Annotated in this window: 23 protein-coding genes and 2 pseudogenes; 13 read left to right on the top strand and 12 right to left on the bottom strand. The window is 71.0% G+C overall.

Annotated features, from left to right (window positions below; translation table 11 throughout):
• The first annotated feature begins 262 nt into the window (after positions 1-262).
• Positions 263-1,261 carry a hypothetical protein gene (locus ACZ60X_RS39000; protein WP_469609380.1) on the top strand — a complete coding sequence of 333 codons (999 nt, stop codon included), beginning with the start codon at positions 263-265 and terminating at the stop codon, positions 1,259-1,261.
• A 254-nt stretch (positions 1,262-1,515) separates the two neighbouring features.
• Here the strand turns inward: ACZ60X_RS39000 and ACZ60X_RS38995 are convergent, their stop codons facing one another.
• Positions 1,516-2,409, bottom strand: a complete 894-nt coding sequence (locus ACZ60X_RS38995; protein WP_469609377.1) for an alpha/beta hydrolase — start codon at positions 2,407-2,409, stop codon at positions 1,516-1,518.
• A 148-nt stretch (positions 2,410-2,557) separates the two neighbouring features.
• On the bottom strand, positions 2,558-3,814 hold the full coding sequence (locus tag ACZ60X_RS38990) for a site-2 protease family protein (RefSeq protein ID WP_469609374.1): 1,257 nt from the start codon (positions 3,812-3,814) through the stop codon (positions 2,558-2,560).
• A 251-nt stretch (positions 3,815-4,065) separates the two neighbouring features.
• Here ACZ60X_RS38990 and ACZ60X_RS38985 point away from each other — a divergent pair, with 251 nt between their 5' ends.
• The 3 genes and pseudogenes from ACZ60X_RS38985 to ACZ60X_RS38975 all read left to right on the top strand — a co-directional run bounded on the left by ACZ60X_RS38985 (position 4,066) and on the right by ACZ60X_RS38975 (position 5,870).
• On the top strand, positions 4,066-4,428 hold the full coding sequence (locus tag ACZ60X_RS38985; protein WP_469609371.1) for a DUF488 domain-containing protein: 363 nt from the start codon (positions 4,066-4,068) through the stop codon (positions 4,426-4,428).
• A 20-nt stretch (positions 4,429-4,448) separates the two neighbouring features.
• Positions 4,449-4,847, top strand: a pseudogene (locus ACZ60X_RS38980) (ADP-ribosylglycohydrolase family protein); the annotation flags it as partial.
• A gap of 177 nt (positions 4,848-5,024) precedes the next feature.
• Positions 5,025-5,870, top strand: coding sequence for an RNA polymerase sigma factor SigF (locus ACZ60X_RS38975; RefSeq protein ID WP_469609368.1), 846 nt, complete (start codon positions 5,025-5,027; stop codon positions 5,868-5,870).
• A 1,372-nt stretch (positions 5,871-7,242) separates the two neighbouring features.
• Here ACZ60X_RS38975 and ACZ60X_RS38970 read toward each other — a convergent pair.
• Positions 7,243-8,205, bottom strand: coding sequence for a zinc-dependent alcohol dehydrogenase family protein (locus ACZ60X_RS38970; protein ID WP_469609484.1), 963 nt, complete (start codon positions 8,203-8,205; stop codon positions 7,243-7,245).
• A gap of 106 nt (positions 8,206-8,311) precedes the next feature.
• On the opposite strand from ACZ60X_RS38970, the gene ACZ60X_RS38965 reads away from it, so the two are divergent.
• A complete protein-coding gene (locus ACZ60X_RS38965) occupies positions 8,312-8,950 on the top strand; it encodes a TetR/AcrR family transcriptional regulator (protein ID WP_469609366.1) in 639 nt (212 codons plus the stop codon).
• A 463-nt stretch (positions 8,951-9,413) separates the two neighbouring features.
• Here ACZ60X_RS38965 and ACZ60X_RS38960 read toward each other — a convergent pair whose 3' ends face one another.
• On the bottom strand, positions 9,414-10,877 hold the full coding sequence (locus tag ACZ60X_RS38960; protein WP_469609364.1) for an aminotransferase class I/II-fold pyridoxal phosphate-dependent enzyme: 1,464 nt from the start codon (positions 10,875-10,877) through the stop codon (positions 9,414-9,416).
• A 1,386-nt stretch (positions 10,878-12,263) separates the two neighbouring features.
• Between ACZ60X_RS38960 and ACZ60X_RS38955 the strand changes: the two genes are divergently transcribed.
• Entirely contained in the window at positions 12,264-13,301 is a 1,038-nt protein-coding gene (locus ACZ60X_RS38955) for a C40 family peptidase (RefSeq protein WP_469609360.1), read from the top strand.
• Positions 13,302-13,373: 72 nt separating this feature from the next.
• Here ACZ60X_RS38955 and ACZ60X_RS38950 read toward each other — a convergent pair.
• Both ACZ60X_RS38950 and ACZ60X_RS38945 read right to left on the bottom strand, forming a co-directional pair.
• A pseudogene (locus ACZ60X_RS38950) lies at positions 13,374-14,509 on the bottom strand (FAD-dependent oxidoreductase).
• Positions 14,510-15,085: 576 nt separating this feature from the next.
• The gene (locus tag ACZ60X_RS38945; protein ID WP_469609358.1) at positions 15,086-15,697 is read right to left on the bottom strand and encodes a TetR/AcrR family transcriptional regulator; all 612 of its coding nucleotides are present in this window, start codon (positions 15,695-15,697) and stop codon (positions 15,086-15,088) included.
• A 100-nt stretch (positions 15,698-15,797) separates the two neighbouring features.
• On the opposite strand from ACZ60X_RS38945, the gene ACZ60X_RS38940 reads away from it, so the two are divergent.
• Positions 15,798-16,184, top strand: a complete 387-nt coding sequence (locus ACZ60X_RS38940) for a nuclear transport factor 2 family protein (RefSeq protein WP_469609356.1) — start codon at positions 15,798-15,800, stop codon at positions 16,182-16,184.
• Positions 16,185-16,210: 26 nt separating this feature from the next.
• Here the strand turns inward: ACZ60X_RS38940 and ACZ60X_RS38935 are convergent, their stop codons facing one another.
• A complete protein-coding gene (locus ACZ60X_RS38935) occupies positions 16,211-16,402 on the bottom strand; it encodes a hypothetical protein (protein ID WP_469609354.1) in 192 nt (63 codons plus the stop codon).
• A gap of 102 nt (positions 16,403-16,504) precedes the next feature.
• On the opposite strand from ACZ60X_RS38935, the gene ACZ60X_RS38930 reads away from it, so the two are divergent.
• Both ACZ60X_RS38930 and ACZ60X_RS38925 read left to right on the top strand, forming a co-directional pair.
• A complete protein-coding gene (locus tag ACZ60X_RS38930) occupies positions 16,505-16,876 on the top strand; it encodes a hypothetical protein (protein WP_469609480.1) in 372 nt (123 codons plus the stop codon).
• Between the two features lie 706 nt (positions 16,877-17,582).
• On the top strand, positions 17,583-18,155 hold the full coding sequence (locus ACZ60X_RS38925) for a helix-turn-helix transcriptional regulator (RefSeq protein WP_469609352.1): 573 nt from the start codon (positions 17,583-17,585) through the stop codon (positions 18,153-18,155).
• Positions 18,156-18,335: 180 nt separating this feature from the next.
• Here the strand turns inward: ACZ60X_RS38925 and ACZ60X_RS38920 are convergent, their stop codons facing one another.
• The 3 genes from ACZ60X_RS38920 to ACZ60X_RS38910 form a co-directional block, all read right to left on the bottom strand.
• Entirely contained in the window at positions 18,336-18,491 is a 156-nt protein-coding gene (locus tag ACZ60X_RS38920; RefSeq protein ID WP_469609350.1) for a DUF6131 family protein, read from the bottom strand.
• Positions 18,492-18,638: 147 nt separating this feature from the next.
• The gene (locus tag ACZ60X_RS38915) at positions 18,639-19,010 is read right to left on the bottom strand and encodes a hypothetical protein (RefSeq protein ID WP_469609347.1); all 372 of its coding nucleotides are present in this window, start codon (positions 19,008-19,010) and stop codon (positions 18,639-18,641) included.
• Between the two features lie 431 nt (positions 19,011-19,441).
• Complete coding sequence (locus ACZ60X_RS38910; RefSeq protein ID WP_469609345.1) at positions 19,442-19,849, bottom strand: hypothetical protein; 408 nt, start codon at positions 19,847-19,849, stop codon at positions 19,442-19,444.
• A gap of 496 nt (positions 19,850-20,345) precedes the next feature.
• On the opposite strand from ACZ60X_RS38910, the gene ACZ60X_RS38905 reads away from it, so the two are divergent.
• Positions 20,346-21,284, top strand: coding sequence for a DUF4232 domain-containing protein (locus ACZ60X_RS38905; RefSeq protein ID WP_469609343.1), 939 nt, complete (start codon positions 20,346-20,348; stop codon positions 21,282-21,284).
• A 47-nt stretch (positions 21,285-21,331) separates the two neighbouring features.
• On the opposite strand, the gene ACZ60X_RS38900 is transcribed toward ACZ60X_RS38905, so the two are convergent.
• Complete coding sequence (locus ACZ60X_RS38900; protein ID WP_469609340.1) at positions 21,332-22,327, bottom strand: DUF6215 domain-containing protein; 996 nt, start codon at positions 22,325-22,327, stop codon at positions 21,332-21,334.
• Between the two features lie 26 nt (positions 22,328-22,353).
• Between ACZ60X_RS38900 and ACZ60X_RS38895 the strand changes: the two genes are divergently transcribed.
• Positions 22,354-22,761, top strand: coding sequence for a hypothetical protein (locus ACZ60X_RS38895; protein ID WP_469609337.1), 408 nt, complete (start codon positions 22,354-22,356; stop codon positions 22,759-22,761).
• A 107-nt stretch (positions 22,762-22,868) separates the two neighbouring features.
• Here the strand turns inward: ACZ60X_RS38895 and ACZ60X_RS38890 are convergent, their stop codons facing one another.
• Complete coding sequence (locus ACZ60X_RS38890; RefSeq protein ID WP_469609335.1) at positions 22,869-23,405, bottom strand: hypothetical protein; 537 nt, start codon at positions 23,403-23,405, stop codon at positions 22,869-22,871.
• Between the two features lie 228 nt (positions 23,406-23,633).
• Between ACZ60X_RS38890 and ACZ60X_RS38885 the strand changes: the two genes are divergently transcribed.
• The gene (locus ACZ60X_RS38885; RefSeq protein WP_469609332.1) at positions 23,634-24,422 is read left to right on the top strand and encodes an SAM-dependent methyltransferase; all 789 of its coding nucleotides are present in this window, start codon (positions 23,634-23,636) and stop codon (positions 24,420-24,422) included.
• 44 nt (positions 24,423-24,466) lie between these two features.
• Positions 24,467-25,408, top strand: a complete 942-nt coding sequence (locus ACZ60X_RS38880; RefSeq protein WP_469609330.1) for a DUF6924 domain-containing protein — start codon at positions 24,467-24,469, stop codon at positions 25,406-25,408.
• Positions 25,409-25,545 lie beyond the last annotated feature (137 nt).

The following is a 25,545-nucleotide window of genomic DNA, read 5'->3' as shown; positions in this document are numbered from 1 at the left end:
CTGAGAAGTGGACGACCCATGGTGCTTATTTGCCTCCCTCCGAATTACCCCGATCTGGTGAGTGGAAGCAGTGCGCGACCGGGATGCGACTGTGAGGTGCGTCACCTCGTGCGGGCGGGGAGCTGCCGCAGCACACCGAACCGTACGAGTGGCCGTCGGAAAGATGCGGGGCCGGGCGCTTCGGTGCACGGTAGGAGCGAGGGGGGCGGGGCCGCTCTGGCCCGATGTCATGAGAGCATCGCCCTAGCCGTAAGGAAACGTGATGGCCCTAGCCACAGACGTGCTCGTTCCCGCGCTGCGCGAGGTCCGTGAGGCCCAAGCCGCGCTTGCCGACCGATTCAAAGCCGACCTCGCCATGACGCCCCCCGGGGAGTACCGGGAACTCCTGGAGCGCCGAGTCGGCGACGCCCGCGGGCATGTGTACGCCCTCGACGAACGGCTGGCCGCGCTGAAACCCCGGCGGCTCGTGGAGAACGTCCTGGGCAATGCCTGGGACCTCACGAGGCAGGCCTTCCGGCTGCCCATGGACGCGGCCATGTTCGCGCCGAGCGCCCTGCTGCGGAGCCAGCAAGGAAGGGTGACGGGGCAGCGGCTGCTGAAGAACGTCGAAGAGGAGTACGCGGCCACCGCGTTCGCCGTGGCGATCTGCCGTGCCGCCGAGCACATGGCCCAGGGCGCCGAGGACGACGTCACCGAGGACCTGCTCGGCGCGATCCGCCGGGACGGCGAGGAGACGCTGGAAGAACTCGCCCGCTGTCTCGAACAGCAGGCGGAGGCGGCGGTGGCGGCCGCAGAGGTGGCCGTGACGGTCACCGATGGCCTGGGTGTCGGTGGTGCCACACAGACGGTCCGGGACTGGAGCACCTGGCTGCGGGAGACGGCCGAGCGGATGCCCGGCGTGGACAGGCTCCAGGGCGTGCCGCAGGGCGCCCTGATCTCCGGGGACGAGCTGCCGATCCCCGACTACCGCAGGCTCAGCGCCAGGGTGATCGTCGGCCGGCTCCCGCAGCTTTCGCAGACGGATCTCGCCACGGTCGGCGCTTACGAGCGTTCCCACGCGGCCCGCCCCGCAGTCCTCGCCAGGATCGCGGCCCTCCTCGGCCCGGAACCCTGGCCCGGCTACGACGCCATGAACGCGGGCGACATCCGCAAGCGCCTCGCCGACGCGGGGGAGAGCCTGACGCGGCGGGTACTGGACTACGAGCGCCGCCACCAGGCGCGTTCCACCGTCCTCGCCGCTGCGGAGAAGGTGCACGCCTGACGGGCCGCGAACCCGGTGGTGCCCCGTCCCGTCAGCAGGGCTTGAACGTGCCGAGCTGTCGGCGGCTGGTGCCCCGGCAGGCAACGTTTGCCCGTCACGGAGCGGCGTCCGGTGCGTGCTGTCGGCGTGCCGGCCGGAAGTCCTCGTACTGGGCGTACGTGGCCTTTCGGCCGGTGCGGCGAGTGGGGGCACCTCCCGCGCAGCGGGGGAGCGTGCCGGGCGTCGCGACGGGGCGAACGTCGCCTGCCCGGGCACTAGCTCTCGGCGTCCCCCGGTCCGGTCCTGCTGTCATCGGTACACCGGGAGCGACTCGGCGCTCCGCGCTTCGTCCGGGGCCGCCGGCGCTCGCCAGGTCCGCGGCGGAAGCGGTCGGTCTGCCGTGCGGCGGTCAGCAGTGAGCGCACCTGGTCGATGACCGGCTGGTGCAAGGGGAGCGTCAGGTGGCCGACGCCGGGCACGAGTACGTTGCGCGCCTTGAGGTCGGGATGGTCGATGCGCCCCCTGGACGCCGGGATGACGACCTCGTCGAGGTCGCTGTAGAAGGCCACGAACCGCGTACGGCAGTCGGCGGCCGGCCCGGCCAGTTCGGTCAGCAGGCTGCTGCCCGGCCGTAGCTGGCGAAGGAGCGGATGCGGCGGCGCCAGCAGGGCCGCGGCTGTTCCGCCGTGCGGCGTCGCGAGGGTGACCACCAGCGGCACGCGCGCGTCACCGCCGAGCGCCTGGACGTAGTAACGGGCGACCAGCCCGCCGAGGCTGTACGCGATGACGACGACGCTGCGTCCGGGGCTGCCGGCGCTCGCCAGTTCCACCTGCTCGCCCAGGACGCGGGCTGCCACGCGGATGTCCGGGCCGAACGCCTGGTAGTTCACCGTGACGAAGGGCCCGGCGCCGAGACCGTCCAGTCCTCGCCGTAGCGGCGCGACGATCGAATCGCCGTCGCCCAGGCCGTGCACCAGCATCACCGTGAGGTCACCCTCGACCGGCGGCGCGTCGTCCCCGCCCCCCTCTCGGCTCGGCCGGATGCGGCCGAGCTGCCCTGCCAGAAGTCCGACTCCTCCCGCGGCCATGTCGAGCGGCAGCCGGGCCAGCCATCCGGCGGCCCTGCTCGCCTCGACACCCACGCCGCGTACCGGTGACAGCCCTGGCACCGACAGATGGGGTTCAAAAGGAATACCCGTGGTCGTTCACCTCCCGCGGATACACCCCCGTAGCCCTGTCCGGGGGAACATTGTGCGCGCCGACGCGGTACCTCTGCCACCTCAGTGGGGTCCGCTGGTCACATCGGTTCGCTCGGGTTCACCCCTGTTGCATCGAGGTGAGGCCACGCCAGACCGGGCGGCTGCCATGGCCCCGACGGCCGCCGTGGCCCCGACGGCTGCCGGTGCCCGCACGGCTGCCGGGCGCCCGGAGTGGTGGTCCGCAGGACTCGGGAAGAGCCGGCGAGCGCCGAGTACCACGCCGTAGCCGGTCGATGTCGTGGGCGGTGACAATTCCGCACAGCCGGCCCTCGTCCATGACCAGAACGGGCAGGCCACCGCCGGCGGCCAGGCGCTCCAGGACGGCGTTCAGCGCCTCGTCCGGTGCGGCCGACGTGCACCGGGACAGCGGCACCGCGAGATCCTGGACTCGCAGCGACTGCCGCTGCCCGGGCGGTACGGCGGCCAGCCCGCGGATCCGCACGACACCGCTGGGACGGCCGTCGAAGTCCAGCAGGGGCAGGACCGAGTGCCGGGTCTGTGACGCCGCTTCGGACAGGAAGCGGTCCACGGTGAGCCAGCCGGGGGCGGTCTCCACCGGAGTGGACATCGCCTGGCTCACCCGCACGCCCCGGAGCGCCATGACCAGCCCCGCCCAGCGCCGCTCGGCCGCGGCGGCGCTCGCGACGAACAGCCCGACGATCACCAGCCACAGTCCGCCCGCGTTCCCCCTCATGAACGCCAGCCATCCCAGGAAGCCCAGTGCCATGCCCACGGCCTGTCCGGAGCCTCCCGCCGCCCGCTGGGCCCGCTCCCGATCGCCCGTGCGCCACCAGAGCACGGCCTGGAGCAGCCGCCCGCCGTCCAGCGGCGCGGCGGGCAACAGATTGAGGATCCCCAGCAGCAGGTTCGTACCACCCAGCCAGCTCAGCACGGCCACCGGAATCCGCCAGCCCAGCGCCGCCTGCACCGCGGCTGCCGCGCCCACGCCGACGCCCCCGAGCAGCAGGCTGGCGAGCGGCCCGCTGCCGGCGACGGTGAAGGCGTCCCGTGCCGTCGTCGGCCGGTCCATCCGGGTCAGTCCCCCCAGCGCCCACAGCGTGATGTCCCTGACGGAGATCCCCGCCCTGCGGGCCGTCAGGGCGTGTGCGGCCTCGTGCACGACCAGACTGGCCAGCAGCAGCGAGGCGGCGACGACGCCGGCGACCGCGTAGACGGCCGGTGCCTGGCCCGGCGCGTACCCGGGCAGCACCTGACGGGCCAGCGCGTAGGCGAAGAGCAGCATGATCAGCGGCACGGTCCAGTGCGCCCGTACCACCAGACCGCGGATCGTTCCGAGCCGGATCGAACCCTTCATCTCCATCACCGCCGACAGGCCGAAGCCTGCGAGTTTCGTTCGCCCCCTTCCATGGTCCGCCATCACTCGCCACAACGGGCACCGCGCCCGGTGCGCCGGCACCGTGATCCGCGCCCTGCGGTGGAGTCACCACGGGGTCGTGTGATCGGGCTCGATAAAATGGAGCAGTCGGGAGCACCCGCTCCGCAGGGAACGGAGTCGTCCGTTCACCGAAGGCAGGAGTAGCCGACCGATTGGGGAAGGACAGCGCGATGGCCACACAGATCGCCTATCGCAGAGTCTATGAGGAGACCGAGCCGCAGGACGGCAAGCGCGTGCTGGTCGACCGGATCTGGCCCCGCGGCATGCGCAAGGAGGACGCGCACCTGGACGAGTGGCTGCGTGACGTCGCACCCTCGACCGAACTGCGCAAGTGGTACGGCCATGAGCCCAGCCGCTTCTCGGAGTTCCGCCGCCGCTACCTGGCGGAACTGCGCGACGCCGAGCACCGCGAGGCGGCAGGACATCTGCGCGACCTGGCGGCGCACGACAAGCTCATGCTGCTGACCGCCACGAAGGACGTGGATCACAGCCAGGCCGCCGTCCTCGCCGAGTGGCTGACCAAGAAGCGGTGAGGAACCGCCCACACGCGCGGGCCGGCGCCGATGCCGGACCGGCGGCAAGTCGAGCCCCGCACCTCGGGTTTCGGTGTGGGCGGGAGACTGTTCTGAGGGGCGGCTGGTGCCTGAACGGCTTCCGGTCGGCACCCGAGTTCAACGGCGCGGTCTGGCCCTGCCTGGGGTCGGCGGTCTGGGCGCTGCGCACCACGGACGACTTCGAAGACGCCCTTCGCGCGGCGATCGACATCGGCGGCGATACCGACACCGTCGCCGCGGTCACCGGCGCTCTCGCGGGCGCGTACCACGGGTTCGACGCGATCCCTGCTCGGTGGACCGAGCCCCTGCCCGTTCCCCTGCCAGGGTTCGGTGGACGAGTGCTGCGGCTGGCCGAGCTGATCGGTCTCGCCCAGTGCCTCGCTGCCGGCGTGGACTGACCCGGTCACCCTGGGCGAACCGGCCGGGGCCACCGTGACTGGCCCCGGCCGCGTCCCGGGAGTGGCGCTATTCGTGCGGTAGCAGGCATAGGACGAGGGCGCACGGGTAGGCGGGCTGCCATCGGCCGTTGCAGGCGGCCGGTTGTCCGATCGGCTCGATTCAGGAGGGACACGGCAATGGCGCTCGCGAACACCGCGACAACGCACACGCAGACGTCTGGGCTACCGGAGGTCGAGGATCCCTCCCAGGTGGCACCGAAGGACGCTCGTGGACTGTCCAAGGTGTTCTTCGACCAGTTGCAGGTGCTCGAGGAGGGCACGCCGGAGTACCAGTACGCTCGCAACACGCTGATCGAGATGAACATGTCCCTGGTCCGCTATGCCGCAGGCCGCTTCCGCAGCCGTGGCCCGCAGGAGGCGGAGGACATCGTCCAGACCGGCATGATCGGGCTGATCAAGGCGATCGACCGGTTCGAGCTGTCGCGTGAAGTGGAGTTCACCACCTTCGCGCTCCCGTACATCGTCGGTGAGATCAAGCGGTTCTTCCGGGACACGACCTGGGCCGTGCACGTACCGCGCCGACTTCAGGAGGCCCGCGTCCAACTGGCCCGCGCCACCGAGGAACTCCGCAGCCGGCTGGGCCGTACCCCCACGGTGGCGGAACTCGCGGAGCTGATGTCCCTGCCGGAGGAAGAGGTCGTCGAGGCCCGGCTCGCGTCCAACGGCTACAACTCCACTTCCCTGGACGCCACCGTCAACAGCAGTGACGACGGCGAAGCCGCGCTGCAGGACTTCATCGGCGTCGAGGACCAGGCTCTGGAACTGGTCGAGGACTTCCATGCCCTTGCCCCGCTGATAGACCAACTCGGCGAGCGGGACCGGCAGATCATCCACATGCGGTTCGTGGAGGAACTCACCCAGGCCCAGATCGGCGAACGCCTCGGTGTCTCCCAGATGCACGTATCCCGGCTGTTGAACCGCACGTTGACGCGGCTGCGCGAGGGCATGCTGACGACACGCTGACGGCCCCTTTCGTCGATGTGCGGAGCGGCGGCTCGGCCGGGGGGAGTCGCGGGACGCGGGACGAAGCGATGACACGCGGCCCCCGGGCAGCTCGACGCTGGGTATCGCCGCGGCCCGACGGTAACCCGAGTCGGGTCCCGTGCGGTGTCATATGATCAGCTCGCAGCTCGGTGGTTGCCGTGCTGCGACCACCTCAGAAGGCAGATCCCAGCGTGTTCCACGAAACCCCGATCTTCAACCGCCTTGTCGCAGAGCGCGGTGATGTGCCGGCCCAGGCCCGTGGTGAAGCCGACCGCGTACGCCACGAGCTGGCGCAGATCCTGCCCTCGGCTCCCTGGCCCGCCGCACACCAGCACCGGCGGCAGCCCCAACTGCCCGGCGGAAACGTCTCTCACGGCGCTCTGTAAGCCCACTCACCCAGAGTGCGGTCGTTGCCTGGCGGGCGCCCGCCCGCAGACCGGCCGCTGCCGGTGATCGTGGTGCGCGGGGCGCCGCCGTCGGTTGTACTGGGAAGGCGTGGCCGTTTTGCGGCCGCAGGCAAGGACCGCCATACCTTGGAGGTGTGCGCATGCGATTCGCCACCGCCCTCACCACCGGTGCCCTGAGCGTGGGCCTGCTCGTCGGCCCTGCCCACGCCGTCCCGAGCACACCGCTACAGAGTTCGTGTACCGCCGCGCGGCAGGCGTCGGAGAAGGCCGACCGCATACCACGCGGAGACCAGCGCCTACCTTGCCCAGATCAACGCCGGTGGCCATCCGGGCATGGCCGAGAGGGACCACCTCGCCCAGTCGAAGGCGGAGGCCGACAAGCTCGCGGCACAGGCCGAGAAGGTGTGTGCCGGGACGTAGTCCTCCGACGGAACCGCGGCTTTCCTGCCGTCGAGAGTGTGGGGCTGGATGTGCGGGCTGTCGGTGACGGGCTGGTGCGGGCGAAGTCTGGAGGGCGTCGTTGGCTGCGGGCAACTCGCGTTCGGTGACGATCGGATCGCCCATTGGTTCCGTCGTGGTACTGGGCGAAGTGGGCGGAGCCGCCGAGTGCCGGGCCGGGATGGACGGACGCCGTGTGAGGTGTCGGTGAGGTCCTTGCGGAGCGTGCGGCCAGGGGGTCCCGACACGGCCCGCGGTGACCGTGCCGCAGGCCGCCGGCGCGAGCACGCGGGCAGCCGCGGCGGCCGGCCAACCGGAGGCGTGGAAGACGGGCATCGTTCGTCCTCCTCCGCGTGGGGCCGGCCGCATACGATCCGTGCGGCCCTTCGCGCGAGGCAACCGGCCGATCGCGATGCCGGGCCGACGACACGCCCTGCCCGCCGGTGGTTCATGCCAGTACCCACGATGAGCACGCCGGTGCCAACTGCGCTGCCCAGGGCGCGTTGTCACGGTGTCAGCACGATCCTGCCGAAGACCTCGCCGGCGTCCATCTTCCGGTGTGCCAGGACGGCTTGGTCCAGTGGCAGCACCTCGTGGACCACCGTCTTCAGTTCACCGCGGCTCGCGGCGGCGAACTGTTCGGTGCGCACGCTACGCCGGTCGGCCTCCGCGACGGTGTCCGCGCTGAAGGTGGAGAAGGACATGGACTTCTGGAACGCGGCCATCAGCTTCATGCCGAAGTCGGCGGGGGGCGGCCCTGCGACAACGCCCACGGCGACCATGCGGCCGTTGGGATTGAGCAGGTCGAAGAACGATGGCATGCCGGGGCCCGCGACGATGTCGATGATGACGTCGTAGCCCGCGGGAGCGTCCGCTCCCCCGTCGCCGGAGCGGGTCAGTACGTGGGTCGCGCCGAGTTGCCGCAGACGCTCGCCGCGTTCGGCCGACGACGTGGTGACGGCCACCGCCCCGGCACCGAGTCGGCCGGCGAGCTGGACGGTCGTGATGCCGATACTGCCGGCCGCACCACGTACCAGAACCGTCTCTCCCGGGACGAAACGGGCGTGCGCGAGCGCGTGGTGGGCCACGACTCCGGACCCGCCGAGCGTCACCGCGTCGACGGACGAGAGGTTCTCGGGGAGGTGCAGGATCTCCCGCACCGGGGCCACGGCCCGTTCGACGTAACCGCCCCCCGTGCCGGTGAATCCCCACACCCGGCGCCCGAGCCACGACGTGTCGACGCCGTCGCCGACGCTGACGACCGTGCCCGCCACCTCACTGCCGGGCACGTGCCCTTCCTTGAAACCGTAGGCGGCCAGAGCACCGCTGCGGATCACGGCGTCGACGCCGCCGACGCCCGCGGCCTCCGTGGCGATCAGCACGTGCCCGGCGGGAGGCACGGGCGCCGGCAGGTCGACGACGGCCAGACCCTCGGGAGCCCCGAACCTCTCGATCACGATCGCCTTCAATGTCGTCTCCCCATCTGCGGACCGCACGCGTGCGTGCTCCTTCGTGTGCTGCTCTGCGTTCCGGACGGTAACGGACGCCTCCGTCCACTTGGCTAAAGTGAGAGGGGTGACCGCCCGTTTGCCTCAGGCCCTGCGTTCCGACGCTGCCGACAACCGCGAACGCATCCTCGACGCGGCCCGCGCACTGTTGTCCGCCAACGGCCTTGATGTGCCGATGCGGGAGATCGCCCGGCGCGCAGGGGTCGGACCCGCCACTCTGTACCGTCGCTTCCCGACCAAGCAGGCGCTGGTCACCGCGGTCTTCGCCGACCAACTGCGCGCGTGTCGCGACATCGTCGACGAGGGGTGCGCCGATCCCGATCCGTGGCGTGGCCTCTGCCTGGTGATCGAGAAGATCTGTGCGCTGCACGCACGCGACCGAGGCTTCACCGAAGCGTTCATGTCGACGTTTCCCGGGGCGGCGGAGGTCGCCGAAGGCCGCGAGCACACGGTGAGAGCCGTAGCCGATCTGGCGCGGCGAGCCAAGACCGCGGGGCGGCTGCGTCCCGACTTCGTGCTGGACGACCTCATTCTCATGCTCATGGCCAACAAAGGGATCCATGCCGCGTCTGCCGCCACCCGGGTCGCGGCCTCCCGGCGGTTCGCGGGCTATGTGATCCAGGCGTTCGAGGCCTGCCCCCAGCACACGCCTCTGCCGCCCGCGGCACGACTGGCATCCGCGGCCTCGGACACTGCCGGAGCGTGACGAAGCGGCCCGTCGCTGCCCGGGACCGCCAGGGAGCACGGGCCCGAAACGCGTCCGGCTCGTTGCTCTTCGCCGTAGCAACGGGCCGGATCCCACCGGGACTTCGGCTCCCGGAGGGGCGAAGGCGCATTCACAGTCCGCTCCAGTGCCGCACAGGCGGGCAGTAGCCGGTCTCCTCGCCGAGGGAGTCGATGACGGCGTGGGGGCGGGGGCCCTGGGCGTAACCGACGGGTGCTCGCCTCGCGGGACGCGCTGCCGACGGGGGAGCCGGCCGACGCCGCGCAGGAGTGGCTGGAGCAGGCGGTGAGCGACGGGCCGGCGGTCACGGCGGCAAGGGCGAGCAGCGGGTTCCTCCGCGTGAGGATCGGGTCGTGTGTGACGTATGGCTGGTTCTCGCCAGTGGGAATGGCCGGGATGGGTGCGATCCGCTTCGGTGCGGCGTGCGCAAGGGCGCCGGTGCGCCTCAGCGCCGGGCCACCACGCGGAGTGTGGCGACCGACGGGTCGGCCGCGTCCGGGATGAGTACGCCGTGCTCCACGCCCGAACGCAGGTAGTCGAGCACCCCCTCGGTGATCACCTCGCCGGGTGCCACGGCCGGCACGCCGGGCGGGTACGGACTGATCATCTCGGCGGCGATCCGCCCCGCGGCACGCTCGGCGGGTACGTGCTCGGCCTCGGCGAAGAACGCCTCGCGCGGCAGCATGGCCTGCTCCAGTTCCAGGGCGGACGGCTCGGGCAGCCGGACCGGCGGCTGCCGTTCCATGGAGCCGGCGCCGTCGACCAGCGCGCGCAGCGCGTCCACCAGCACCTTCTCGGTCTCGTCGTTGTCGGCATAGGTGATCGAGGCACTGATGCGGCACGTATCGGAACCGCCGACATCGACGTGCCGGTGCGTCCGAAGCCACTCGCTGGCCTGCATGCCGCTGACGCCGAGTTCCCGTACGTCGATCACGATCTTCAGGGGATCGAAGGACGCGGTGAGACCCTCCTCGACGATTTCCCGGCCCATCGGCCGCAGCCCGGGCAGTTCACCGGCGACGCTCCGGACACGTTCCGCGCGGCGCAGCGCGGCGTCCAGCAGGTCGTGGCCGTACTCGACCATCTGGCGCCGCCAGCCGTCGAGGGTCGCGTACACCAGGCTGGACGCGCTGGTGGTGCCGAGCAGGTCCTCGCGCTGCTTGAGGACCTCCGGGGAGACCCGGTCGTACTGAAGGTGGAAGACGGAACTCTGCTCGATGGCGCCGCCCATCTTGTGCACGCTGGTGACCACCAGATCGGCCTCGGCGTCCATGCCCCACGGCGGCAGATCGGGGTGGAAGGGCAGGTGGGCGCCCCAGGCCTCGTCGACGATGAGGGGGACGTCGAACTCGTGGCAGACCCGGGCCACGCCCTGGATGTCCGCGCAGCTCCCCCAGTCCGTGGGAGTGATCAGCAGCATGCCCTTGGCGTCCGGGTGCTCGCGCAGCCGGTCGCGCACGTCGTCCGGCTCCGGCGGGTGGGCGATGTGCCGCTGCCCGTCGAACTTCGGGTGCACCCAGATCGGTTCGACACCGTTGACCACGACCGCCGCGATCACGGACTTGTGCGCATTGCGCGACAGCAGCAGCTTCTCGCCGGGGCCGGCCACGGCGAGCATGGCCGTCTTCACGGACAGGGAGCTGCCGCAGGTGGAGAAGAAGGCCTGCTCCGCACCGACTGCGTCCGCCATGAGGTCCTGGGCCTGGCTGAGCACGCCCTGGGACTCGCGGCGGTCGTCCAGCCCGTTGAGGGTGAGGACGTCCGCGCGGAACACATCGAGACCGACGATGTCCGCCACCCGCGGATCCACGCCGAGACCCTGCTTGTGTCCGGGCGGTCCGTAGACGATGTCTCCTCGGCGCCGGAACTCCTGCAACGCTTCCAGAACGGGAACCCGCGAATGGTCCATGATCACACCTCTCGGTCGGCCCCCTCGCGTTCTGCCGGACGGCCTCGGCTCCGAGTACCCTCGTGCCCCGACGCTCGAACCGATCGCCCGCACCGGGCCCCGTAAGCGTGCCGAAGGTGCCGGTCAGGGGCACCGGGCACACGGTTCCGCCCCAACCCGGAGAGCTGCCGCGGTGACCGGCGCACGGCCTGGGGAGCGGACGTGCCCTGCCGGCGCTTGGCACCTCGGTCTCCTCCGGCACCGCGGCCGCCCAGCCCGCCCAGACGAGCAGAAGGGCACATTGCCGTGTCCTCTGCCCCGTGGACACGCTGATGTTCGCGGGCCGGGGAACGCGGTGGGGACGGGGGAGTTGATGGGCGTCGGGGGGAGCCGGCACCGAGCATCGGCAGGCCCAGGACGGCGGCGGGCCGGCGGTGTCCGTTCGTTCTGGGGCGTGCGCCCGTGACACCCGTCCGTGACGAACCGGTCGGCGCCGTCCACGCCTGTCGTGGAAGGCATGGCCGCCGACCGGGGGATGGCCCTGCCCGCCGTCCTGGTGGACGAGGTGGGGTTTCCTGGCCAGGTCCGCGTTCCTGCCCGCCTCCTTCCGCCCCGCCCCGCCGTCGACTGGCTGGGCCACGTGCCGGTGTCGCCCCTGCTGACCGTAGGGCCCACAGCGCCCCGGGAGCCGCCCGCGGCCCCGCGGAAACGAGACCCGGCCGTGGTGTTCGCGCCCGAACACCACGGCCACAACGCCCGGGTAGGGTCACGGCAGCACGGCAGCACGGCAGCACGGCAGCACGGCAGCACGGCTCCTCGTTGCCTCGGTCACGATCACGGAACCAGCCGCGGACAAGATCGACTCGGCGGCACTGCTGGCCGAGGCGGGCGTGGCGGTACCCGAGCACGTCCTCATCCCGTCATCGGACCGCCGGCCGGCCTCGGCCTACTGGCCCGGCGGTTGGGAGCAGGCGCTGCTGCAGCGCCGGGAGAACAACCTCAGCGGCCAGGGCACCGTCCTGGTCCCCGGCTGCGACCGGCCGGCCGCAGCCCTGGCCCGCTGGGAGGGCCACGAGTTGAAGCTCAGCCGTCGGTCCCGGGCCTGTCGCTCACGGTCAGCGCGTGCGTCGGCGCCGACCGCACGCTGGTCTCCGCCGTCTCCCACCAACTGGCCGGACTGCCCGACCTGACCCGGGGATGGGGCACGCACTGCGGCAACCAACTCCTCGATCCCGGTTCAGGCCCTTGCCGATGCTTCTTCATGGAAACATTTGATCTGTTCGTGGGAAACTCATTAAGGTCTTGCTCCGGCCCCCGCTCGGGTGATCACTCATAAGGAGTGACGGTGGAGGGGCACCGCCCGCCGACGTGTCGGCAGGCGGCTGAAGGAACAAGGAGCTCGCCCCTGTGGCGTCCCACCGTCGGCCCAAGCAGCCCAGCCGCGCACGTGCCACCGTGCTGACCACCGCAGCCGCCGCGGCCGTCGTGCTCAGCGCGAACGCCGCCAACGCCGCCCCGAGCCAGAAGCCCGCCAAGGACGAGGTCAAGGCGAAGGTCGACAAGCTCTACGAGCAGGCGGAGCAGGCCACCGAGAAGTACAACGGGGCCAAGGAGAAGCAGCAGAAGCTGCAGAAGGAGATCTCGACCCTCCAGGACAGCGTCGCCCGCGGCCAGCAGGAGCTGAACACGCTGCGCGACGGCCTGGGCTCGCTCGCCACCGCCCAGTACCGCTCCGGCGGTATCGACCCCTCGGTCCAGCTCTTCCTGTCCGCCGACCCGGACCACTTCCTCGACAAGGCGTCCACGCTCGACCAGTTGAGCGGCCAGCAGGTCGAGGAACTGAAGAAGATTCAGAACAAGCAGCGCGAACTCGCCCAGGAACGTGCCGAGGCGACCGCGAAGCTGGAGGACCTCGCCGCCACCCGCACCGAGCTGGGCAACAAGAAGAAGGAAGTCCAGACCAAGCTCGCCACGGCACAGAAGCTGCTCAACACACTGACCGCCGAGGAGAAGGCCGCGCTCGCCGACGAGCAGGCACGGGCCAACCGCTCCTCCACCGAGCGCGTGGACCTCGGCAAGGACACGTCTGCCTCCGGCCGGGCCACCGCCGCCTTCTCCGCCGCGCAGAGCCAGCTCGGCAAGCCCTACGTCTACGGCGCCTCCGGCCCGTCCTCCTTCGACTGCTCGGGTCTGACCTCGTGGGCCTACGCGCAGGCCGGCGTCTCCATACCGCGCACCTCAGAGGCTCAGACGGGCATCGGCACCCGCCTGACCCGCAGCCAGCTCCAGGTCGGCGATCTGGTCTTCTTCTTCAACGACCTGCACCACGTCGGCCTCTACGCGGGCAACGGCCAGATCCTCCACGCCCCTCGGACCGGCACGGTCGTACGGTACGAGTCGATGGACACCATCGGCGGACCGTTCATGTTCGGCGCCCGGGTCTGACCAGCACCCGCAGACCCGGGCGTCGGCCGGGACCCGCCGCAGCCGCCCTACCGCGCTCGTCAGACGAGTGCCTCATCGGGCCTGCTCGTGTCGTGTGAACGCGGCGACCAGGTCGTGGACCGCACTGGCTTCGGAGTCGGCTCCGTGGGCCTCGACGCCGTCGAAGGCGGTGGCCTCGCTGCTGCGGGGGAACATGGCCCGCTCGTACTCGGTGAGCGCGGCCTCGATGTCGTCGGGCCGTGCGGCGATGGCCTTGCCGAGTTCGGCGCCGTCGAGCATGGCCAGGTTGGCGCCCTCGCCGTTGGGGGCCGCGAGGTGGGCGGCGTCGCCGAGCAGGGTCACCCCCGGCACCCGCTCCCACCGGTGCCCGGTCGGCAGGGCGTAGAGGGGACGGAGGAGCGGCGTGGTGTCGCTGTCGGTGATCAGGGCGGTCAGCTCCGGGGCCCAGCCGCCGAACTCCGCCGCGATCCGCGCGGTGGCCGCGGCGGCATCGGTGAAGTCGACGGCGGCGAACCACTCCTGCGGCTCGGACAGCCCGACGTAGGCGTGCAGGGTGTCGTCCTTCTCCCGGTGAGCGAAGATCTCCCGGCCCGGCGAGGGCGCGAGCATGGAGCCGCCGCCGACCGTTTTCGCGGCGACCGGGTGCCGGGCGCCGGCGTCGAACAGATAGGTCTCCACGACCGACTTGCCGACGTACTCGGGTGTGACAGCGGACAGCAGCGGCCGGACCGTGACCACGCGCCGTCCGCGCCCACCAGCAGGTTCGCGACGACGGTGTCACCGCTTGCGAACGTGACCTCGTGGCAGCCCTCGCCGAGGACGCGGATGCCGGCGGCCTTGTGCCCCCACCGGACGGTGCCGGCCGGGAGCGAGTCGAGCAGGAGCTGTCGCAGCTCGCCGCGCTGCACCTCGGGGCGTCCGCCCGTGCCGTCGTCGGACTTCTCGAACAGGACGGTCCCGTTCGGATCGAGGATCCGCAGTGCCTGGCGGCCCTCCAGGACGAGGCCGCGGAACTCGTCCATCAAGCCAGCTGCCCGGAGGGCCAGTTGGCCGTTGTAGTCGTGAATGTCGAGCATGCCACCCTGCGAACGCGCCGTCGGGGAGGGCTCCGCCTCGTAGACCGTGGCCGGTATTCCGTGGACGTGCAGGACACGGGCGAGCGTGAGGCCGCCGAGCCCGGCACCGATGATCGTGATGTCAGTGGTCATGGGTTTCCTCCTGGTCGTGGACCTCCGGGCGGACACCCCCGGCAGGTCCAGCCCCAATCTCCCGGCGACCCCCGACAGAACACCGACAGACCGCCGACCCCCGCCGACAACCAGCCGACACCGGAGTCGGCCCGGCACCGGGTGAGAACGACGGGACGGCCCTCGGTACCGAACATCGGCCCCGCCGCGACGTGGACCCCTGCGTCGGCGTGGTGCGCGACCGGGCCGCTCCCCGGGCCGGCTCGCCACGGATGTCAACGGGCTGGTCCCCCCCCCGGGGCGGCCATGGCAGCGGACCACGGATCCAACTGCAGGCAGCCGATCCCGAGTTCGTGGTTCCTGACCGCCGAGCGGACGGCGCTCACGAACCCGTTCCAGAAGTGGTCGGCGTAGGGGCTGGTCGGCACTCGGCACACCGGCCGTCGACCGGCGCCTGGCCGCTCCGGAGAAGTCAGCGAACATCGCTTTGCGCAGCGCCGTGGACAACTCCGGCTGGGCGCCGGCGCCCGTGCGGGTGCGACAGACGGCGACGGCGGCCGGGACGATGCGTCTTGATACGAGTTCTCCGGTCCGCGCTCACGCGGGGGCGGCTCGCTCCTCGTCGAGGGCCGGATCCACGGCATCGCCGGTGCCGCACAGGTCGGCGACGAGGCCTCGGGCGAAGTGCTCGTCGGTTCCCGGGATCGAGAACACCACGCGGAAATACAGGGGGGCGACGACCCGGTCGAGCGCCCGCTCCAGTGAGGGGACCGTCTCACCCCGCTGCGCAGCAGCTTCCAGGGGGGCCTGGAACCGGGCGCTGACACGTCGCAGACAGGCGTGCAGGCCGGCCCTGCGGTCGTCGACGTCCGGTGCCACCTCGGCGCGGAAGAACGCCACGCCGCCAGGCCGGGACAGATCCATGAGGGTCCACACCGCCACCCGCTCCAGGTCCTGGCGGAGGTCACCGAGCAGCTCGGGTGTCTCCTCGTCCTGACGCCGGGCGGCCACATCCGCCAGGAGCGCGGAGGTCGTTCCCCAACGCCGGTACACCGAGCTGGGATTGACGCCGGCTCGGCGCGCCACCGCGGGGATGGTCACCTTGTCGGCGCCGATCTCCTGAATGAGGTCCACCACCGCGCCGTGGACGGCGGCGCGTACGCGGGCGCTCCGGCCACCGGGGCGGCTGTCTTTGCTTTTGGCGGGCATCCCTCCACCTTAAAGCATAGGGTTGTGCTTTAGTAGGTCTCCCCGGTAGGCTCCTTTAAAGCAATGATCACCGCTTTAAGTGCTCTTCCGTGGAGGATCCATGTCCCAGTACGAGGCTGCCCACCGACTCGGCACGAGGTTCCACGCCTTCCTCGCCGCCGGTGACTGGGACGGCATCCGGGCGCTGCTCACCGACGACGCCACCTGGACGCTGCCCGGCGACAACACCATCTCCGGCACAGCGGAAGGCGCGGACGCGGTCGTGGAGCGAGCCCGGAAGATCGCTTCCTACGGCCTCCACTTCGAGCTGCTGCACATCCTGGTCAGCCGCGAGAACATGGCCCTCTCCCTGCACAACACCGCTCGCCGGGGCGACGTACGGCTGGATGAGCACCTCTCCACCGTCTGCCGCTTGCGCGACGGCAGGATCGCGAGCATCGAGACGTACCTGTCGGACGTCGACGGGATGAACGCCTTCTTCGTCTGAACCGGGGAGGGCGGTGCGCCGGCGGCTCACACGTCGAGCCCTCGCTCGACCAGCCGGCTCGCGATGACGTTCCGCTGGGTCTGCGGGGTGCCGCTCCTCGGGTGAGTCGGTGCCGGGGCAGGTCGGCGGCACAGGACGCGGGCGACCCGCAAGGCGGCGATATCGGCCGTGCTGTACCCCAGTTCCGCGAGGATCCGTTCGGTGTGTTCCCCGACCACGGGGTCCGCTCCAGGGATATCGCGTTGTGCGGGCCAAGAGCACCGCCATAGGGTCCCCTCATGTCCCTACGTGTTCGTATGCGTCAAGCCCTCCCGGAAGCGATGCGCGCCCGCGACAAGGCCACGGTGAGCGCCCTGCGCGCAACGCTCGCCGCGCTCGACAACGCCGAGGCGGTGACCGTGAACGAAGCCGAGTTGCGTGGCCTGGCTCTCGAACAGTCGCCGATCGGCGTGGGTGTCACCGAGGCAGCGCGACGGGAGCTGAGCGAGGGCGAGGTGGCGGACGTCGTGCGCGCCGAGGCCACCGAACGGCTGGAAGCCGCAGCGCGGTTGGCCGCTCCCGCACACGCCGACCGGGTCGCGCGGCTCCGCGCGGAGGCCGCTGTGCTGCTTCGCCTGCTCGACGCCGACGGCACCCCGGTACCTGAAGACCGAGTGATGGCCGCGGACCGTACGGAGGTCCAGGACGGGTAGGCGGTGTCGGCGAACTCGGCTGCGGTGTGCCGCGTGCGGGCTGGCGGAGTGTGGACCCGTTCGGTTCGGCCGTCGGCGGAGCACAGTGGTCACCGCCCTCGAAGCCGGCCATGTGAGACGACAGGTGATGTGGGTACGGTAAACAACTGTCGTGTCCGAGGAGGCGAGTGGCGTGAGCACCGACCGGGCCGACGCCACGGGGGCGCGGCTGAGGCGTACGGCGCAGTCCCGTTTGCCCCGAGCGCCCCTCCCCGGCCGGCTGATGTCGTACGGGGACGGGGGCCGGGAGGTGGGGGAGTGCTGCCAAGAGCGACGGCACCGTGACCGAGATGCGCGTTCCGGGTGCCGGTGACCTGCACCCGAGCACGAGCTCGGCCATCCTGGCGGCGGCAGGGTTGCTCACGGTGGTCTCCGGGCAGGCGCTGGCATCCGTCGACGAGACGCTCACCCTTCCCCGGTTTCACCTCCTGGCCGTGCTGGAAGCCCTCGGCGGGATGAACCTCACCCGCCTCACCCAGGGCCTTGGACGTGCTGCCCTCCACAGCCCTGCGCATGACCGAACGCCTTGTGGCCCACGGACTGCTTCAGCGGGGACCGAGCCCCGCCAGCCGGCGTGAAATCCCCATCAGCCTGACCGACGCCGGGCACGACGTCGCGGCGGGTGTCCGGAGCGCGGCGAGCCCGCGTCGCCGGGATCGTCACCGCCATGCCGCCCGGGGAACGCGCCGCCCTCCTGCAAGCGCTCCACACCTTCACCACGGCCGGCGACCGACTGGCCACACCGCCCACGGGTCTGCACTCCAACACGGCTCGCTTCCACCTCGACACGCTGGTCAAGGAGGGGCTCGTCGAGCGCGGTACCGAGGGACGCGGCCGACCCGGCAGGCCCCGCACCGTCTACCGCGCCGCCGCCTCATGCCGGGTACCGGCGGGCCGCCGCAGCTACCAACTCCTCGCCCAGCTGCTCACCGGCCTCATCGCCGAGGCACTGCCCCAGCCGGCGCAGGCCGCGGTGAGTGCCGGGGAGGCATGGGGCCGCTATCTCGCCGACACCCCCTCGCCGGCCCAGCGCATCGACACCGAGGGGGCCGTCCAGCGGCTGACCCGCATGCTCGCGGACGTCGGCTTCGCCCCCGGTCCCGTCCAGGACCGGCCCGACCGCGTCATCCCGCTGCGCCACTGCCCGTTCCGCGAGGTCGCCGAGGGCCACCGCGACGTGGTGTGCTCACTGCCCCTGGGCCTCCCGCGCGGCGCCCTGAAGGAAGTCCGCGCCCCCTGAGCGTCGACCGGCTGGAACCCTTCGTCGAACCCTCCCTGTGCCTGGCCCACCTCACTGCGCAGGAGCGCCACCGCGGTGACCGCACCGCCTGACGAGACGTACCGAGGCGTGTGCCAGGAGAAGCCCTCGTCTGACGGGGCCGGGGGCTCTGACCTGGCAGCCGCGAGCCGGGTCGTGTCCTTACCAGTAGTGCCGTCGGCCGGCCACTGCGTGTCCCATGGAACCGAGGAGCCACAGGATTGCGCCGATGACCAGGAGAATGATGCCGATGGTCCACAGGATGGAGATTCCTGTGACGAATCCGACGATGAGCAGAATGACGCCGATCGCGATCATGACGCGCCTCCTTGGGATATAGCTCCTTGCGTTCGTGTGCCCCGAAATGGCGTATTTCATCATGTGCGGACGAGAAATCCGCGTCAGAGAGAGACGTCCCGCTGCCCCACCCGGCCGGCGACCAGGTGCTGGTCCGCAATCCGTCCTTCAGAGAACCGCCCGCCGCCGGCGTTCCTCGGCGCCGATCAGTGCCATGCCGAAGGCGATCGCTCCCGTCACCAGTGCACCGGCGAGGGTGAGGACCGCCCATCGCCGGAGGGAATCGACCGTGTGACCGAGTCCGAGCAGCTGCCAGAGCGCGTCCCGGAATGCCAAGGAGATCGGCAGCACGGACGCCCCCGTGGTGGCGGCGATGCGGGCGGCCCGCCGGGCCTTCGGCGCGGGCGGGGGTACGGCGAAGCGCAGGGCGCTGTTGCAGAGCACGGCGAAGGCGAAGGTGCCGCCCGCGAAGACGACGGTTTCCCCCGTGAAGAGCAGGATCCCGGGCCGACCCTCGCCGGACGCCAGCCCGGTGGCCACCAGCGGGAACGGGCCTCCCTGTCGGTCAGGCCGAGCGCCTGGCGACCGGCCCTGCGGCCACGGCAGTTCGTCGTACCGTACGTCGTGGGCGGCCTGGCGGCCGACAGGCGCCGCGCATTCGCCGGCCTCCCCGCGACCTGCGCGCGGCCGGCCTCCAGGCCGCCCGGGTCACCGTGCCGTCCCCATGGCCCGTGCCACCGCGACCACCTGCGGGCGTGTCCTCCGGCTGACCGGTCTCACCGAGCCGCGCACTCAGCCGCTACCTCGTCGCCGAGCTGGTTCACCCGCATTGGCTCAGCGCCGAAGCCGCGCTCCCTGACGCGGGTTGGAGCCCCACCCCTGACATGCGGCGCAGGCGTCACCACGCTCGCGGACACCACACGGCTGCTGCCGAGACACCGTGCGCTTCGCAGGAACGGTACTCCGGCCGGTCAGCGCACCCTGACCGTCTGGGTCGGCGTGACCGTTTGCAGGCGGAGCCTGCCGGTGTCCCCCTCCGCCTCGTAGAGCGCGCCGCGGAACTGCAGGGTGCCACGGTGGCTCGCCCGGAACCAGGCGTCGACCGAGCCGCCGTCGGAGGCCGCTCCGTGAGCGCACTTCACCGTGTGCCAGGACGCGGTGCCCTGCCGCTCCTGCACGCAGAACCTCTGAAAGAGGTAGTCGTCGTTCATGGCGTAGCCCCGCACGTGGACGCGGGCACCGGCCTTCACGGTGTGCGGGCTCGCCTTGAAGTCGTAACTGACCTTTGCGGAGGCCGTCGCCGCACTCATCCCGAGTGCCGCGATGCCGAGTGCCGCCACGACGGCCGCGCGCGCGGCACGGCGGTTGACAACGCCCATAGTCGGTTTCCCCCTTCGAGCGGTCGGTGCTGGGTCGGTGCTGAAACGCAAAGGACACGAAGCCGTTCCTCTTGATCCGCGGCCGCCGTATCCGCTCACCGATTGCACCCTGTCAGAGGGAGAACGGTGGAGCGCCGTTGCCCCGAACTCGACCAATTTTCACGGCTCTCAGCCGCCGGGCTGCGCGGCCGCCCAGCCGTGCTCCAGCAGCCCGAGCACAAGACGACCGCCCCGCGCCCCGCCAAGCGACCTCCGCGTGGCAGGCCGCCATCCCGTCCAGGCGATCGGCGCGGGCGTGTCTCCGCCGTGGGCGACCGGGTGGATGGCCGTTACACGTTCCGGACGTTCTCGGGTGAACTTACGTTCTGCGAGGGGCCGTCATACATCGCGTCAGACGCACTCGACACAAACGGCCCCGGTCGAAGAGCCCGGCGCCGGAACAAACGGGGGAACCATGACCGCCGAGCCGAACCGCGCCCTCCGCTGCACCGCCGCCGTGCTGGCCGTCGTCGCGCTCGGCGCCGCAGCCACCGCATGCGGCACTTCCGACCACGTCTCCGCCAAAGACGCAGCGCCCTCCACCGCGGCCACGGACTCCTCCTCTGGCCAGCAGGGCGGCACGCAACGGAGCACGGCTCAGCAGGATCCGGCCGGGGCAGGTGTGAAGAGGAAGGCGCAGCGGAACTCACGGACCGACGCCGTCAACGCCCCCTCCTCGGCCACGGGCAACCGCTGCCACACCGGCGAACTGAACTACAGCTGGGGCTCCGCGCACGGCGGCCGCGACATGGAAGCCACCGACCAGCAGATCGCCGCCGTCAGGCTGACGAACCGCGGCGCGCGTACCTGCACGCTGTACGGCTTCCCCGGCATTCGCCTGATCAGCAAGTCCGGCAAGGCCTGGGACCTGCCCCGCTCCACGGACAAGCCCGCCACGCTCACCCTGCACCACGGCCAGGACACGGCTCTGATCACCATGAACATCCTGCCGATCCCCGTGAACACCACGGACACCCGCCCCTTCGCACCGAGCAAGGTCCTCATCACCCCGCTCGACGAGACCACGCATGTCACCCTCGTCTGGCCCTACGGCGGCGCGCTGTGGGACCAGGCCGGCAGCACCCCCAGCCCCGAAACCTTCGTCAACCCGATCGGCGATGCTCGCCGGGTAGGCGGTCGCCGGGTTGTCCACAGCCTCGGACGACCCGAGGAAGATCCACAGAGTCCAGGCGACCCCGGCAACGACGAGGAGAAGCGCTCCCGCCGGTCCGATCCCCCACCACCACGGCGCCTGGGGATGGGGATCGTCATGTCGGCTCCGTCTGTCGTTCATCGGGGTGATTCTCCATCTCAAGCGGTGAGTTGCGATCACGGTCGTCGACTCATCGTCGTGCTCGGACGGAGGCCCATCGTGATGGTTTTGGTTCCGCGCTGAACAGCTGACGCGGAGGAGACCCTGCCGGGAATCTTGGCGCCGCCAGGTCACCCGCGTCGCGGGATCGTCGGAAGTACCTTCTCGGCGATGTCGAGGAGGACGCTGTCGTCCGGGAGGGCTCCCGAGGTGCTCCACACGGTGATGTCGTAGTAGCCGCCCCGGTCCTTCTGGTCGAGGGCGACGGACAGTGTCCGGGCGAGCGGGCCCTGTTCGACCGGCCCACCGGAGCCGCCGCCTCCGAGGCTGATCTCGAACTTCATGGTGTGGTCCGAGGAGAAGGCCGCGGGCCGGCCGAGAACTGTACGCGTCTTGACGCTCCCCTCGCCCCCGGTCTCCATCAGCTTCACGTACTGGGCGGTCGAGAGGCCGTTGTACGTGGCCGTGAGGTGCACGGTGTAGGTGTCGAAGGTGACCTCGGCCTCCGGCTGGGCGACCTTTCCGTCGGTCAGGGGAGCGGTGTTGCTGGTGCCGGACGCCGTGGACGCCCTCTCTCCGGGGGTTCCGAGGAGCCGGGGCAGGTCGGGCCGGTTCAGTGCCTTGCACAGTTCGTCACCGGTCACGGCCTGGGGTGTCTTCTGGTAGGCCGTCGGCAGTTTCTCGTCCGCCGTGTGGGAACACGAGGCCGGCCGCGGTGTGCTGTCGTCGGACGGCAGGACGCGCGGGGCCGGCCACAGCGCGGCCCCGAGTGCGCCGAACACGGCCACGGCCGCGACGGCTTGGCCCCACGCGCTGGGTTCCTTCTCCTGAGTGTCCGGGCCGGGAGGCTGCGCTGCTGCTCCGGCCTGGGGCTGGGCGGCTGCATCGGCCACCGTCCGGTCTGCGGGGAGCGCCGGAGCCGGGTTCCGGCGCGCGCGAAGCGCCTTGATCACCGTGTGGACGTGCAGCGCGGTGAACACCAGGAACACCGCGCCGAGACCGGCCGCGACCTTGTTGTGATCACGGACGGCGAGGTACATGATGCGTACGCCGAGAACGGACCCGAGCAGGATGATCAGGGGCTCGCGGACCCAGAACGGCAGGAGACGGAGAAGAAGACCGAGCATCCGGTGATCTCACCAAGAACGGGATCATGTTCGCCGTGGTGGAGGCCACAATTCCGTCGGTCACCGTTCGCCGACTTGGCCGGCGTGGCTACCGGCACTCCGCCACCCCGGATCCTCGGTTCGGGCAGACCAGGTACCTGCGCCGCGACTCGACCCGCGGCGCGTGCAAGGAGATCATCAACAGCAGCGACGTCAGCAAGTGGCGCCTGCGCGGCGCGGACACTTCGAGGGACCACCAGCCCGAGCCACCCGCGCTGCCCACAGCTGAAGCGGCAACGGCAGTCTGTCTCCCACGCCCCCATCCCGGCGACAACGGCGGCAGCGGCGGCGACCTCGCGCACAGCAGTACGCAGGCCCTCGGCATCGCCGCCGCGCTCGTCGCGACCGGAGGCGCCCTGATCTGGTTCAGGCGCCGACGCGGCACACACAGCTGACGGCTCCGGCGGCACCACAGAACCAAGCGGCTCCGCGCCCTCCTTCCGGGTGTGGGGGCCGTGTCGGCCTCCGCGTTCCGGGTCGGACGGCTGCGGAGGACCAGTGGTCAGGTCGTACCGGCCGGGTGTGCGCGGATATGGGCGCGAGTGACTTTGGTGATCTCGTGCCAGAACGGCACCGCGGTCAGGTAGAGACCCAGCGCGCTGAGGAGGCCCAGGGAGACGTCCACGCTGATACGTCCCTGTTTGGCCCAGTACACGTCCTTCAGGTCCAGCAGCAGGGCGAACTCGTCCGCGATCAGGGCCGTACCCGCGCCGTACAGGGCGCCGATCCCCGGATGGCCGACGTAGGCCTCGTCGCCGCGTACGGCCACCAGTCCGACGCCCGCCAGGGTGGCGATACCGAAGTTGTAGTGGTGCAGGTGGGTCTGGTCGGCAGAGATGTTGCCCCAGGGCAGCCAGCCGCCCCGGATTCCGTGAGTGATCAGCCGTGCGGTGCCGAACGTGCAGCCGAAGCCGAGCCAGGCCGCCATGAGCGAGCGCTGAGTGGGTGTGGTGTGGTCGTCCAGCACCCGGCGCCAGCGCTCCCGCAACAACGGGCGCCGGTGACTGCGGGAAGGCCGGGAAGCGGAGGCTGCGGGCATCCTCACTCCTGATCGTCGCCTGCGTGACCGGGGGCCCACGCTGACGCGCCCGGACACCGGCCAGGCCTACCACCGAGCGGACAGCATGATGCCGATACATCCTCCGGACGGCCCAGCCCCGGGGCGGCCGCGAGACGGGCGGCGCGGTCGAGGGCGCCCACGGCCCATGCCGTGGCGGTTCTCCTACGATCGACGTGACAACGGATCCCAGGGACAGGGTTGGTTCCCATGACCGATCGCAGCACAAGGATTGATCAGTCGAAGCCGAGTATCGCCCGCGTCTACGACTATCTGCTCGGCGGCAAGGACAACTACGCCGTCGACCGTGAGATCGGAGACTTCTTCATCAAGGATCTGCCCGGTTCGGTGTCGATCGCGTTCGCCAACCGCCAGGCCCTGATCCGCGCCGTGGGTGCCATGGCTCGCGACGGCATCCGGCAGTTCGTGGACCTGGGCAGCGGGCTGCCCACCGCCGACAACGTGCACCAGGTCGCCCAGCGGCACAGTGCCGGTGCGCGCGTCGCCTACGTCGACAACGATCCGACCGTGCTCGCCCACGGCCGCGCCCTGCTGGCCGCCGACGACCGCACCGCGGTGATCCGGGCGGACCTGCGCGAGCCGGAGGAGGTTTACAACAACCCCGACGTGCAGAACCTGATCGACTTCGACGAACCGGTGGGCGTCGTCCTCAGCGCCGTCCTGCACCATCTCAACGACTCCGAGCGGCCCGCCGACCTCGTGCGCTGGTGGGTGGACCGGATCCCTTCGGGCAGCCAGGTCTACATCTCTCACTTCCGCTCCGGCGAGAACGAGGAGACCCGGGTCGCGGAGCAGAAGCTGCAGGCAAGTTTCGGCCGCGGCCGCTGGCGCACCGATGAGGAGATCGTCGGCCTGTTCGGTGACCTTGAGCTGTGCGAACCGGGGCTGGTCCACTGCTCGTTGTGGCGGTCGGGATCCGAACGCGATCTCCCTGTGTGGGAACGGCTGATCTCCTGCGCGCTGGCCCGCAAACCCTGACGATCCGTCAACTTCCGGTCCCCAATTCCCCTTCTAGGAGAGTCGTGTCCTTTCCCGAGCTTCCCCAGTCGGCGTCTGCCGGCGTGTTGTTGGTCTGCACGTGCTACGAGGACGGCAAGGCCCTGTGGGGCGGACTGCTCAACGAGCTGGGGGGCCGTCGAGAAGGCGGCGTGCTCGCCCTCGCGGACGGCCGGGTGCGGCTCCACCTGGTCGAAGACCGGGAATGGGATCACCTGCACGGCGGCAACGTACCGGCGCTCGTCCCGAGCGGCGGCCTCGTGCCGCCGGTCGTCGTCCTGGCGGACGTCCCCGTGGTGTACGGCGGGGACGGGCCGCTGCTGGTGGATCTGGCGGCGATACCCGGGCGTGGCGTCCGGGTCCCGTCGGCACGGCTCGGCGAGATCCTGTCCGCCCTGCTGGACGGCGCGCTCGGGTTCGACGACCTGGTACGCGCCATGGACAAGTACGGCATGTACCAGGGCGACGGCGGCCGCCCGGCCCTTCCCGCGCCGACGATGCCGCTGCGCCGGTCCTTCCCGGCATTGCCCGCCACCGCCGGGGCCCTGCTGGTCCGCACCTCCTTCGACGACGAGGACGGCTGGCGCGCGCTGCTCGACGAGCTGGGCGGGGCCGACGAGGACGGCTGGGTCGGCGCCGAGCTGGACCCGGACGAGACCGACGTGGAGCACTACCCCTTGACGGCGCTGGTCATCGACGACCGGACCTTCGGCGGCCTTCTGCCGGGGCAGGTCCCGGCACTCGTCCCGCCCGGGGAGCACACCACGCTGGTCGCCCTCGCCGACGCCCGGACCTTTGCCGAACCCGGCCGGCCGCTGACCGCCGTCGACCTGTACGACACCCCCGGACACGCCGCCGTACTGCCCTGCCGCATGGTCGGGTCGATGGCGTGCAACCTGGAGATCGCCAACATGGACTTCCACGAGTTCGTCACCGAGGAAGGTACGGAGCCGTGGTGGTGTGGGTGATCAGTGGCTCCCCGGCGCCCCCCGGGGGGGCGTGCGGAGGAGCGGGGCATGTGTTCCGGCCGGCGAGTCGGTGACCTGATGCGCCGAGGATGTCGCGGAGGTCGGTGATGCGGTGTTCCGCGTGCGTGGAGGGCGTC

It is taken from the genome of Streptomyces sp. NPDC104106 (assembly GCF_055584345.1).
Note: the sequence above shows the minus strand (reverse complement) of the source record. Positions and strands in the feature narration are given on the sequence as shown.